9 protein-coding genes are annotated in these 12380 nt (G+C 68.4%); 3 read left to right on the top strand and 6 right to left on the bottom strand.

Annotated features, from left to right (window positions below):
• Positions 1-662 precede the first annotated feature (662 nt).
• A complete protein-coding gene (locus AB0M15_RS35215; protein WP_363828618.1) occupies positions 663-3095 on the top strand; it encodes a tetratricopeptide repeat protein in 2433 nt (810 codons plus the stop codon).
• 2 nt (positions 3096-3097) lie between these two features.
• Positions 3098-5518, top strand: coding sequence for a helix-turn-helix domain-containing protein (locus tag AB0M15_RS35210; RefSeq protein ID WP_363828613.1), 2421 nt, complete (start codon positions 3098-3100; stop codon positions 5516-5518).
• Positions 5519-5631: 113 nt separating this feature from the next.
• Here AB0M15_RS35210 and rsrA read toward each other — a convergent pair whose 3' ends face one another.
• From rsrA to AB0M15_RS35180, 6 genes are all read right to left on the bottom strand, one after another.
• Positions 5632-5913: a mycothiol system anti-sigma-R factor gene (gene rsrA, locus AB0M15_RS35205; protein WP_363828610.1), complete on the bottom strand. Its 282-nt coding sequence runs from the start codon at positions 5911-5913 to the stop codon at positions 5632-5634.
• Positions 5910-6614: a sigma-70 family RNA polymerase sigma factor gene (locus AB0M15_RS35200; RefSeq protein ID WP_363828605.1), complete on the bottom strand. Its 705-nt coding sequence runs from the start codon at positions 6612-6614 to the stop codon at positions 5910-5912. Before AB0M15_RS35200 ends, rsrA begins: the two co-directional genes overlap by 4 nt.
• Positions 6615-6654: 40 nt before the next feature.
• Positions 6655-7287, bottom strand: a complete 633-nt coding sequence (locus tag AB0M15_RS35195; protein WP_363828602.1) for an alpha/beta family hydrolase — start codon at positions 7285-7287, stop codon at positions 6655-6657.
• Between the two features lie 72 nt (positions 7288-7359).
• Complete coding sequence (locus AB0M15_RS35190; protein WP_363828599.1) at positions 7360-7938, bottom strand: hypothetical protein; 579 nt, start codon at positions 7936-7938, stop codon at positions 7360-7362.
• The gene (locus AB0M15_RS35185; RefSeq protein ID WP_363828596.1) at positions 7935-8735 is read right to left on the bottom strand and encodes an SOS response-associated peptidase; all 801 of its coding nucleotides are present in this window, start codon (positions 8733-8735) and stop codon (positions 7935-7937) included. Before AB0M15_RS35185 ends, AB0M15_RS35190 begins: the two co-directional genes overlap by 4 nt.
• A gap of 129 nt (positions 8736-8864) precedes the next feature.
• Positions 8865-9680 carry a hypothetical protein gene (locus AB0M15_RS35180; protein WP_363828593.1) on the bottom strand — a complete coding sequence of 272 codons (816 nt, stop codon included), beginning with the start codon at positions 9678-9680 and terminating at the stop codon, positions 8865-8867.
• A gap of 238 nt (positions 9681-9918) precedes the next feature.
• On the opposite strand from AB0M15_RS35180, the gene AB0M15_RS35175 reads away from it, so the two are divergent.
• A complete protein-coding gene (locus tag AB0M15_RS35175) occupies positions 9919-12213 on the top strand; it encodes a sigma-70 family RNA polymerase sigma factor (RefSeq protein ID WP_363828590.1) in 2295 nt (764 codons plus the stop codon).
• Positions 12214-12380 lie beyond the last annotated feature (167 nt).

Raw genomic sequence — 12380 nt, 5'->3', positions numbered from 1 at the left:
GAGACGAGGATGCGCAGTCCCGCTCGGTGTATGGCTGGCGTCATAGAGTGCCTTCGCGGTTGGTCACCAGTCCCAGTTGCCATCAAGCATCTTAGGTCACCTCCGATCAGCGGCGTAGTCTCGAACCCACAGGGGATGTGCGGGTGCAGGGGGCAGACAGCGCTTCGCTGACTAGTACCTAAATTTTGCATCGCCTGACGTGTGCCGAAACACTGTAAGCCAGACCGTGACCCGTCGCACTGTGGTGAACACACCCTCGTGGTATGAGAGACTGTGACTCTTTGCAGTTGTTACAAGGAGGCTTTCAAATGGGCAAGACCGGCCGCAAGCGTCGCGCACGTAAGAAGAAGGGCGCGAACCACGGCAAGCGCCCCAACGCCTGAGTCAGGCGACTACGGACAGCGAGGACCCCGGTGAAAACCGGGGTCTTTGCAGTTTGGTCACATGTCACAACAAGACCATTGACCGCACTGGTTCCCTGTACTCAGTGTTCCCTCTCAAACACGCCCCGCTATTCACCGGAATGCTTTTGTCACCAAACCTGTACTGATTGTTATGTACGGCGCCATTGACCCGGAATCCGATGGCCCCGCGACCTCGACTGTGGATAACCGCAAGCACACTGTCGGCGATCTTCCCTACAGTTGGCGAGCGGATGCATCGTGGATTCGGTCGACGGGGAGGTGGTGGCGATGGCGGTCGAGTTCAGCGAGCTCCTGCGCCGTCATCGGCTCGCCGCGGGTCACACCCAGGCGATGCTGGCCGAGCTGGCCGGCCTCAGCGAGCAGGCCGTCAGCCTGCTCGAGCGCGGCACCAGACGCCGGCCGCGGGCCGAGACGATCCACGCGCTCAGTACTGCGCTGAAGCTCACGACCGAAGCCGAGCAGGAGCTGCTGGACGCGGTCCGGGCGACGAGCACTCCGGCCTTGCCTTCCTCACCTGCCGCGCATGTTCCCTGGGAGCTGCCCCAGACCGTGGCCGACTTCACCGCCCGGGAAGGCCAGCTGAGCAAGGTGCTCGACGCCCTGGCCGGCGCGGGCAGCTCGACCGTGTGCCTGGTCATCACCGGCATGGGCGGCGTCGGGAAGACCGCTTTGGCTGTGCACGCAGGGCATCTGTGCGCAGACCAGTTCCCCGACGGCCAGCTGTACGTCGGACTTCGCGGCCACGATCCGGGCGTCGCGCTGACCACGGTCGAGGCACTCGGACAGCTCCTCCGCTCCCTCGGCGTACGGCAGGAGGCGGTCCCGGACGAGCTCGATGAGATGGCCAGGCTCTACCGGTCCCGGATCGCGGGGCGACGGATGCTGATCCTGCTCGACGATGCCAGCTCGGTCGACCAGATCGTTCCGTTGCTGCCCGGCGGCAACGGTTCGGCAGCCCTGATCACCAGCAGAAGGTTCCTGGCCACGTTGCCGGGAAGTCTGATTGTCCGGCTGCCGACATTCACCTCGTCGGAGTCGCTACGGCTGCTGGCGAGTGTGGCAGGTGAAGAGCGGGTGAATTCTGAGTTGGACGCTGCCCTGGAGGTGTCCGAGCTGACCGGCGGCCTGCCGCTCGCGTTGCGGCTGATCGGCGCGCGGCTGACCATGCGTCCGCAGTGGTTGCTCCAGCATTTCGTCGACCAGCTGCAGGACGAGCGGAGAAGCCTGGACGAGCTCGGGCTGGACCACTCCGGTGTCCGGGCCACCTTCGCCTCTTCGCTGAACGAGCTCATCGCCAGTCCCCTGGCCGCTGATCGCGATGCCGCCACCGCGTTCGACCTGCTGAGCCTCGCGGACGGTCCGGAGATCTCGGTCCCGCTGGTCGCCCGGCTGCTGGATCTGGATCTGCGGGCGACCGAGGAGCGGCTCGAGCGCCTCGTCGACCTGCATCTGCTCGATTCGCTCGGTCCCCTGCGCTACCAGATGCACGACCTGTTGCGGGCCTATGCCCGCGAGCGTCTCTCGGCCCGCGACCGTGAGTCCGAGCGGACGGCCGCCATCGAGCGGGGTCTGAGGTTCTACACGGCGGCGGCCTGGCAGGCTCAGCGGCTCACCCATCCCTGGAGCCCACGGCAACCAATCGGGAAGCTCGACCTCACCGGCGTACCGACCTTCACGAGCCTGACCGATGCACCGGCCTGGTTCGACGCGGAGTACGACTCGATCCTCACGTTGTACAAGCTGGCTTCCGCGGTGCCGGGGCTGGCCCGCCGGTACGGTCCGTCCCTCGCGCTCGGCCTGTTCGGCTATCTGGAGCTCCGCGCGTACTGGTTGCGGATGCGGACCCTGCTCGATCTCGTCCTGGCCTCCGGCTCGCCGACGGACAACCTGGTGGCGTGGGGCTGGCTGGAGCACGACCGCGCCATCCCGGACAGCGAGCTGGGCCATCTGGAAGAGAGCCGTGCTCGCTTGCTGCGCGCACTGGAGCATTTCGAGACAGCACAGCACCTCGGCGGGGTGGCGCGCTGCTGCTCGTCGTTGAGTCATGTCTGCGAGCGCCTCGATCGGGTGGAGGAAGCGATCGAGTGGGGTGAGCGCGGCCTGACGCTGGCTCAGGAAGCAGGCGAACGCAACGCGCTCGGCACCAGCCACCTTGCGCTCGGAGTGTTGTACAACCGGGTCGGGCGCCGGGAGGAAGCGCGCGCCGCCTTCCGCGCCAGTATCGAGCTGGCCGACAACGACCGTTCGCTGGCTCGCCGGCACCGGCTCGCGGCGGGCAGCTACCTGGCCGCGGGCTTGTACGAGACCGCTGTCGAGCACCTCGACGCCGCCCTCGGGATCTACACCCGGATCGACGATCCGCCCGGACTGGCCGAGTCCCGGCACTACCTCGGTCAACTGGAGTTCGCCCGGGGCAACTATCCCGAGGCCGAGCGGAACGTCCGGGAAGGATTGCGGCTGAACGAGCTCTACAACAACAGCGACAGCCAGCGGCGAGGCCTCTTGCTCGCCAGCCTGGCCGCCATCCAGGACGCGACCGCCAAGCATGCCGCTGCCCGGCAGACCCGGTCGCGGGCGATCGAGATCTTCGAGGCGGAAGGCGTCCTGGCCGAGGCCGATGACCTTCGCCGCAAGCAGGAAGCAGTTTCGGGGAACGGCTCAGAAGGCTGACTGTGGATACGTTGGCGGGGCTGCTGCGGGAGTACAGGGTTGCGGCTGGGCTGACGCAGGCCGGGTTGGCGGAGAAGGCCGGCTTGAGCGAGCAGGCGATCAGCTTGCTGGAGCGGGGGACGCGGCGGCGGCCGAGGATCGACACGATCGAGGCGTTGGGTGTTGCGCTCGAGCTCGGGGCCGACGAGGTCGAGCGGCTGCTGAATGTGGCCAAGGCGCCACGTGCGGCGGGTGTGGCGGGTGCGGCGCCGGCCGCGCCACCTACGCCGCCTGAAGTGGTTCGGGTGTTGCCGCGGCAGTTGCCGCCGACCTTGTCGGATTTTGCTGGCCGGGCCGGCGAGGTCGCGGAGCTGGTGAAGGTGTTCCGGTCGGCAAGGCCGGAGAAGGTTCAGTTGGCCGCCGTCACCGGAATGGGTGGTGTCGGCAAGACCGCGCTGGCGGTGCATGTCGCTCACCTCGTCGGGGACAGCTTCCCCGACGGCCAGCTCTATCTCGATCTGCGGGGATACGGACCCGGTAACGCGCTCAGCCCGGTCGACGCGTTGAGCCAGCTGCTCCGTTCGCTCGGCATCGATGACGACCGGAGCCTGCCGTCCGGCATCAACGAGCTGGCCGGTCTGTACCGGTCTCGCCTGGCCGGCCAACGGGTGCTCATCCTGCTCGACAACGCCAACAGCGCGAGCCAGGTGCTGCCCTTGCTGCCAGGGGTGCCCGGTTCGGCCGTCCTCGCGACGAGCAGACGGGCGTTGACCACCTTGCCGGGATTCCGGCATATCGCGCTGGCGCCGCTGTCCGAGGAGGACTCGGTCGAGCTGCTGGCCACGATCGCCGGCCGCCAACGTGTCACCGCGGAGGACGCGGCGGCCCGCTCGATCGCCCAGCTGACCGGGCGGCTCCCGTTGGCGGTCCGGCTGATCGGCGCCCGGCTCGCCGCGCGACCGAGCTGGCCGATCGAGCACATGGTGCGGCAGCTGAAAGACGAGCACCGCCGGCTGGACGAGTTCGGCACCGGCGAGTCGGGGGTCCGGGCCAACATCGCCGGCACCGCCGAGTTCCTTGCCCACAGCAATCAGAGCCTCGATCGCAAAGCAGCGTCGGCGTTGGGCCTGCTCGGTCTGCCGGACGGCACCGACCTGAGCGCACTCACCGCAGCGCACCTGCTCGACGTCTCCGAGAACGAGGCCGAGCAGATCCTCGAGCGGCTGGTCGACCTCAACCTGCTCTCGTCGGGGGTGCCCGGCCGGTACCGGATGCACGACCTGATCCGCACCTATGCCCGCGAGCGCGCCGCGCAGACGCTGTCCGAAGGCGCTCGCACCGATGCGCTGGCCCGGGTGCTGCAGCACTACACCGCCGTGGCGTGGCGCAGTCAGCAGCTCACCCATCCCGAGAGCCGCCGGCTTGCGCTGGCGAGTCCGCCCGCACGGCCGGGCACGGCGCTGCCCGACTTACCGACTGCCGTGACCTTCCTCGATCGCGAGCGCGCCAACATCCTCGCGCTCGTCCAGCAGGCGAGTGCGTCGGAGGGCCTGCGGGGATTGGTACCTGAGCTCGCGATCGCCTTCTTCGGGTACGCCGAAGTCCGGTCCCGATGGATCGAGATGCGCACGATCGACCGGATCGCCCGCGACATCGCGGGCGACCTCGGGTACGACCGGCTGGCCGCCTGGCTCGAGCACGACCTCGCGATCCCCGATGCGGAGGGCGGCGACCTCGAGCCGGCGCTGGAGCACCTGCGCGCAGCCCTGCCGATGTTCCAGGCGATCGACGATCTGCCCGGCCAGGCACGCTCCTGTACTTCGCTCAGCTACGTCCTCGAATTGATGAACCGGCTGGACGAGGCGCTGGAGTGGGCCGAGGAGGCTCTCGCCCTGAGTCTGCGGATCGGCGATCAGACCGTCGTCGGGATCAGCCACCTCGCGCTCGGCCGGTTGCACAGCCGGCGTGGAGAGTACGAGCTGGCCCGCGAGTCGTTCGACCTCAGCCTGGTGCTGGCGGAGAAGTCGGGCAATCCGCGGTCACTGGCCAAGCGGCTCCAGATCGCGGGGCAGGCGTACATGGAGGCCGGTCATCATCTGGCGGCGATGGAGATGGAGCGCAAGAGCTTCGACATCTTCGCCCAACTGGAGGACGGCAACGCCCAAGCCGAATGCCTGCAGCACCTCGCGACCAGCTACCTGGCCCTCGGCGACCCGGTGGCTGCCGCAACGGAGGCGGAAGCAGGCCTGAAACTGGCCCGTGCCTTCGGCAACCAGCAACGCGAAGGGCTATTGCTGATCGAGCTGGGCCGGATCCGGGCCGCCACCGGCGAGTTGGCCGCAGCCACCACCGCCTGGCGCCGAGCCGCCACAACCCTGCAGGACTTCCCCAACGACGCAGCCATCGCCCAGGAACTGCTCACCGAGCACCCGCCAAAGACCTGAGGCACAAGCCGCCGACGGCCCGGCAAACGCAGCCGGGCTGGACGCCCGGTCGAACGGACGAGCACGGCTGTCCGGAGGCCCGGTGGACAGGTGTCCGGCCGGGCCTTGAGGGGTTAGTCCGTGAGGGTGGTGGTGGTTGTCTCGATCCGGATCTGGGTGAGCCGGAGCAGGATCTTCTGGCGCAGGGCGTCGGGGGCGTGGTCGTCGCCGCAGGAGCGGTGGACGAGCTTCTTGACGCAGCGCTCGATGTCGTACTGGTCGAGGCAGGGGCCGCACTCGTCCAGGTGTTGCTGGATCTCCTCGGTGCTCGCGCCTTCGAGTTCATTGTCGATGAACACGTAGACCCGTTCCAGGATCTCGCTGCAGTCCACGTCGTGGTCCTCGCCGCAGCTCATGACTTCTTCTCCTCGGCCGCCGCCGCGGAACCGTCCGCCGGCGCATCGTCTGACGCGGGGATCAGGCCCCGCTCGCGGGCATAGTCGGCCAGCAACTCACGCAGCTGGCGCCGGCCACGGTGCAACCGCGACATCACGGTGCCCACCGGCGTCCCCATGATGTCGGCGATCTCCTTGTAGGCAAACCCCTCGACATCGGCCAGATAGACGGCCAGCCGGAAATCTTCGGGGATCGACTGCAGCGCCGACTTCACATCGGAGTCGGGCAGGTGCTCCAGCGCCACCGCCTCGGCCGACTTCAGGCCGCCGGGAGTGTGCGACTCGGCGGCGGTGAGCTGCCAGTCCTCGATCTCCTCGGTCGGCGACTGCGTGGGCTGACGCTGGCGCTTGCGGTATCCGTTGATGAACGTGTTCGTCAGGATCCGGTACAGCCACGCCTTCAGGTTGGTACCGGGCGTGAACTGGTGGAACGAGCTGTACGCCTTCGCGAAGGTGTCCTGAACCAGGTCTTCGGCGTCGGACGGGTTACGCGTCATCCGCATCGCCGCGGCGTACATCTGGTCGAGGAAAGGCAGCGCCTCGCGCTCGAAGCGCTCGGTCCGCTGCTCGGGTGTCTCGGTGGTCGTGGGAGTCGGCATCGTTATCGAGAATACCGGTGTCTTCGCAGTCTTCTGCGCAGGAGCCAGACTCATCGCCGTCATGCTGGTCACAACAAGGCCGGCCACCGGCTCATTCCCGCCCTCAGCCGGAGATCTCCCGGGTCACCCATTCGAACACAGCTTCGACCAGCAGCTCGAAACTCTCGTCCTGGGTCAGCTCGGCCCGCTTCGGCACCTTGAACGAGTGATCCCCGTCCGGCACCACGGCCATCTCGGTCAGCGGCGGGAACTCTTCCGGCGTACCGAACGGATCCCGCTCCCCCTGGACGACGAACGTCGGCAGCCGCGACCCCTGCAGCTCGTCCACCCGCGACCGGTCCGGCTTCCCCGGCGGATGCAACGGAAACGACAACGCCAGTACGCCGGAAGCCCCCAACCCCGCCGCCGTCCGGCAAGCCACCCGCGCCCCCGCGCTCCGCCCGCCCAGCACCAACGGCGTCCTGATCCTCAACTGCCCGATGATCGCGATCCAGGCCTCGTCGAGCACCTTCGGCGCCGGCGCCAACTTCTTCCCGGCCCGCCGCCACGGCTGCTCGATCAAAAACACATTCATGTCCTGCTTGGGCAACCGAGCCGCCAACGCAGCCAGATCCCCCGCTTCGATCCCGCCCCCAGCCCCATGACCGAGCGCCAGCGTAGCCACCGGCCGCCGAGCCCGATGCGCCACAATCCGAGCCTCACCATGCGGCGTACTCACAATCCGTTCATCGGTCACGGCCCCATCCTGTCATTCCCCAGCCGTCCCCTGCGCCAGCTCACACGCCGGGTCGCCGCCCGGTACGACGGGTCAGCTGTCAAGCGACGCGATCCAGGCGACATACCCCGCAACCAGCCCCGGGGGATTGCCGGCGATCGCCCAGTCGGCGTGGTGGGGCTGGTGCTCCAACTCGTGCACGATCACCGGGATCGGGCGGCCGAAGACCTTCTCGATCACCCCGTCCTCATGCAATCGCCGCCCGGCCCGGATGCACTCGGCCTCGAAGCGCCTGGCGATCGAGCTCCCCAGCTCGAGCGTCGCCTCGAAGTCCGCCTCCTCCTGCTCATCGGAGTACCAGAGCCCGGCCGCCTTGATCCACTCCTGCCCCAGACGCAGCCCGGTCGGGTCTTGCGGACCGCCGATCTCCATCGGCATGCTCTGCAGCCAGTAGGCGTAGTTCCACCGGGCCTCGTCCGCCTCCGGGGCGTCCTCGTCGGTCGACAGCACCTGCTCGACCTGGGTCTCGGTGTTGTAGTCGACCACCAGCGTCGGGCGGCGGGTGTCGTCCTCGTCGTACGAGCACCACAGCGCGACCGCGTAGATGTCGGGCTCGGCGAAGCCTGCGATGGCCTCCGCAGCACGGGCGTAGAGGTGCTCCGGGAATATCAAAAGAGGGTGATCTCCTCGGGTGCGTCCGGCTTGTCGATGGGGTCGACGCCGTCCGGGGGTAGAGGGTCGATGAGGTGCGGGCCGTTGTTTTTGACGGAGCTGACTGCTTTGGAGACGGCGTAGGCCTCGAGGACGCCAGGAGCGGCGGGGACCAGGAGGTCCAGGAGCTCGTCGGGGTCTGAGGAGAGGGGGTTGAGCCAGGCGTTGTAGCGGTCGGGCTCTACCAGCAGTGGCATGCGGTCGTGGATTCGGCCGAGGTCATCCGTAGCTGTGGTGGTGAGGACGGTGCAGGTCCAGAGCCAGGCGTCGTCTCGGTCGGCGTCGGCGACCGCCTTGTTGCGCCAGATCTCGTACAGGCCGGCCATCGCGAGCACTCCGCCGTCGGCGGGGCGGATGAAGTACGGCTGCTTGACCGGCTTGCCGTTGACCTTCTCCTCGGCCGTGTACCACTCGTAGTACCCGTCGGCGGGCAGGATGCAGCGGCGTACCGCGAAGGCCTTCTTGAACGCGGGCTTCTCCGCGACGGTCTCCATCCGGGCGTTGATCAGCCGGCTGCCAATGGAGGTGTCCTTGGCCCACGACGGCACCAGCCCCCACTTCACCGTGGTGAGCTTGCGGATCGTCTCGTCCGGGTTCTCCCGGTTCTTGCGCTCGACGACCGCGATCACCTCGTCGGTGGGCGCGACGTTGTAGTTGTCCGGCAGCTCTTGCACGGACTCCTTCACATTGCCGGCGTCGATCTCGAACTCGACGACCAGATCGGCAGGATCACGGCTCGATGCATAGCGACCACACATAGGAGCAGCGTAGCCATCGACACCGACAGAATTCAGGACAGCGGCGACGGATCGCCTACCCCGTGATAGGCGATCCGCCACCGGTTCGCTGCGTCCGGTCGTCCCCCTGTTGGCGACCGGACGCAAGTCCTATGCGGGTCGTGCCAATTCGTCCAGCACCCGGCCGGCCAAGTGCTCGGCCGCCGGAAGTCCTTCGATCCATACCCGGGCCAGTTGCGGCTCGTCGGTGTCCAGCCGCCACTGGGTGATCAGGGCTCGTACCGTCTCGACCTGGTCCGGCAGGTTCGGCTCGCGGTCGACGAGCGCCGCCGCGCGGCGTGTGCCGAGGCGGCCCAGTACGTCACCGCCCGCGAACACGATCCGGAGGCATTCCGCGACGTCGATGAGCCGGAGCTCCCGCTCCAGCGGCGTGATCCCGCCCGGGTGGAGCGGCTCGACCACCACCAGTGCGTGGGTCGCCGGTACGGAAGTTCCACGGAGTTCAGCCTCCCGGTAGATCTCGCCGAGCCGGGACCGCAGGTGCGCCAGGCTGGACAGCCCGGTCAGCGGGTCCTCGCAGGTCAGCGAGTGCAGATAGATCAGTGAAGCCTCGGCCCAGCTGGAACTGAGTGCGCGTACCGCTTCGAAAGCAGGCTCGCCCCCGGCGATCGAGCGGTACAGCGCACCCAGCCCATCAAGTGCCTCGAGCAGCGAGACTCCGTCGGCCGCCAGCTGGCGGCCGACCTCGTCACTCGGTGGCACTACATCGGCACCGTCACGTAGCGCCTCTGCGATTGCCAGATAGGCGCTGCGGTCGATGCCAGCGGTGCCGTGCGGCTCCCTCCTTCCGCACGGTTGCTCTGTAGACGACGCCTCCGACCGGTCCCGGGCGAGCGACCCCGCCAGGTTCAGGGACCGGCTGGGACGCGGGTCGAGCCGTCTGCGGATGTCCGCGAACAGCGACATGTCCCCTCCTCGGGTGGCCCCTTCGTCTCCCGACCGGGTGGCCGGAAGCGTCGTACTGGAGGTGAGACAGCCCGATGACGAGTTCATGACGCGGATTTCCGGATCTTTTTTCGCGTAACCTCACAGAGGTCGCTGTCGTCATGATTAGGTGCGCGGATCCGTCCCTCGTGGGAACCTTGATCCCGGCAACGAGCTGACAGACGGTGACGGTGTAGTGACAAACCCAGGGGGACCACGGATGGAGACGCCGGAAGGGCCGAGCGACGCGGAGCTGATCGCGCGCGTCCGCGCCGGCGACCTCGAGGCGTACGGCGAGCTGTTCGCCCGCCACCATCTGGCCGCGGAGCGGATGGCCCGCCAGCTCGTACCGGCCAACGACGCCGACGACCTGGCCAGTGACGCCTTCGCGAAGGTGCTCGATGCCCTGCGCAACGGCGGCGGCCCGGACATCTCCTTCCGGGCGTACCTGCTGACCACCGTCCGCCGGGTGCACGTCGACCGGATCCGCTCGGGCCGCAAGGTCCAGACGACGGACGACATCGCGGCGTACGAGCGGGAGCCGCAGGGGTTCGACGACCCGAGCGTGACCGGGTTCGAGAGTGGAGCGGCGGCCAAGGCCTTCGCCTCCCTGCCAGAGCGCTGGCAGGCAGTGCTCTGGCACACCGAGGTGGAGGGCGAGAAGCCGGCCACCATCGCCCCCATGCTCGGCCTGACCGCCAACGGCGTCTCCGCCCTCGCCTACCGGGCCCGTGAGGGGCTACGGCAGGCCTACCTGCAGCAGCACCTGGCCGATGTCGCCGGGGACCGCTGCCGCTGGACTACCGAGCGCCTGGGCGCGTATGTCCGCGGCGGCCTCACCAAGCGGGAGAACAAGAACGTCCGCGAGCACCTGGACGACTGCGCCAAGTGCACCGCGGTCTACCTGGAGCTCGTCGAGGTCAACAGTGCACTCCCAGCGCTGCTCGCCCCGGCACTGCTCGGTACTGCGGGCCTCGGCTACCTGGCCGCCGCCTCCGGGGTCAAGGTCGGCATCGCCGGCTTCCTGGCCACGGGATGGCAGAAGGTCACCGAGAACAGCACCCGTGCAGCCGTCGGCGGTGGCGCCGTCGTCGTGGTCGCGGTGGCCGCAGTGATCGCCGCCATGGCACTCACCGGAAACGACACTCCCCAGGCGGTGATCAGCAAGCCGCCGTCGCTGCAGCCGACGCAGGCGCCGCCGTTGAACCCGTCGGCGAAGCCGCCATCGGCCAAACCGCCGACGGTGAAGCCACCGGTGGTCGCACCGACCCAGCCCCAACCGACGGACCCGACCCAGCCGGTCGAGTCGACCCAACCGACTACCGCTCCGACCACCGCGCCGACGACGGCCCCCACGACCCCTGTGGTGCCCACCCCGCCGGAGCCGACCACGCCGATCCTCGACGAGGGGCTGCTGACGATCAGCATGCCCCCGGGCGGCGGCGGACCGGGCGGCCTCCCGTACGGCGCGAGCACACTGCCGGACGCGTCGTACGAATCGGGCGCGAGCACCGAGTCGGCGAACTCGCCGTGGCTGATCACGATCAAGGTCCCGGCGGGCAACACCAAGCCCGTCGTGATCGGGATCAAGTACGGCTCCGCGCTGCAATGGCCCATCGCCGGGAGCCCGGCCGGCTGGAGCTGTGTGAAGGCCACCGGCATCTGCACCGCCACCAACTCCGCCGCACCGGCGACGCTGCCGATCTCGTTCGCCGACCCTAAGGGCGGGACGGCCGTGCAGCGCACCTTCACCGTCTCGGCGAAGAGCGGCCGCCTGTACGACGACGACTCCGAGACCCTCGACGCCCCGCCGCCCGCGCCGAAGCCGCACCTCGACGAGAGCCTGCTGAAGCTGGTCGCCGGCAAGTCCGACCCGGAAGAGTACTTCCGCACCATCGTCATCGCGCCCGGCAAGCGGCCGAGCGTGACGGTCAAGATCCAGTACGGCTCGGCGCTGTCCTGGCCGATCGCCGGGAACCCGGCCGGCTGGAAGTGCACGCCGTCGGCACGCACTTGCACTGCCACCAACCCGTCGCGACCTGCTCCGCTGCCCGGCTCGTTCGCCGTACCGGAGGGCAGCTCGGCAGCACGGACGTACTCGGTATCCGCGACAGCCGGTCTGCTGTTCGACACCGACTCCGAGACGCTGCCCGGCCCGCAACTGGACGAGTCGCTGCTCACGATCGTCACACCGGATCCGCAGCACGACCCGAATCCCCTTGTCTACAACCGTTTCCTGACCATCAGCGGTACGACCGGCCGGGTCACCCTGGAGATCTCCTGGGGCCGCAACCTGGCCCTGCTCCCCCGGTTCGACCGCGGCTGGATCTGCTCGCGCACGACCGACGTACGCCGCGCCACCTGCACCACCGCCAACTACAAGAAGCCCCTGAACACCGAATGGGCCGCCTGGCCGGGCTCGGGCGCCGCCAACACGGTCACCGTCACCGCAACCACCCCGGCTCGGCACGACACCGACACCGTCGTCATCCCCCCGGGCAAGACCAAGCGCTGAATTGGTTTTGCGTGCGGCTCCAACCTCCAACTACGCTGGGGGTGTTCGTGGTGAAGGAACCGAGTAGCGGCCGTCACCCCGCGCAAGAGAGAGTCGCCGGTAGCTGGGAAGGCGATGCGTGGGGCGGGCGTGAAGACACTCCTGAGCGAATGAAGTGCAAGAGGCCG

Origin of the sequence: Kribbella sp. NPDC051718 (assembly GCF_040681515.1) — a bacterium.
In the GTDB taxonomy this organism is placed as follows: domain Bacteria; phylum Actinomycetota; class Actinomycetes; order Propionibacteriales; family Kribbellaceae; genus Kribbella.
Note: the sequence above shows the minus strand (reverse complement) of the source record. Positions and strands in the feature narration are given on the sequence as shown.

Bases quoted from the DNA above. Each gene is read 5' to 3' on its own strand.
- AB0M15_RS35175 (WP_363828590.1), top strand. From the start codon at position 9,919: ATGGAGACGCCGGAAGGGCCGAGCGACGCGGAGCTGATCGCGCGCGTC.
- AB0M15_RS35200 (WP_363828605.1), bottom strand. From the start codon at position 6,614: ATGACGGCGATGAGTCTGGCTCCTGCGCAGAAGACTGCGAAGACACCG.
- AB0M15_RS35180 (WP_363828593.1), bottom strand. From the start codon at position 9,680: ATGTCGCTGTTCGCGGACATCCGCAGACGGCTCGACCCGCGTCCCAGC.
- AB0M15_RS35185 (WP_363828596.1), bottom strand. From the start codon at position 8,735: ATGTGTGGTCGCTATGCATCGAGCCGTGATCCTGCCGATCTGGTCGTC.
- rsrA (WP_363828610.1), bottom strand. From the start codon at position 5,913: ATGAGCTGCGGCGAGGACCACGACGTGGACTGCAGCGAGATCCTGGAA.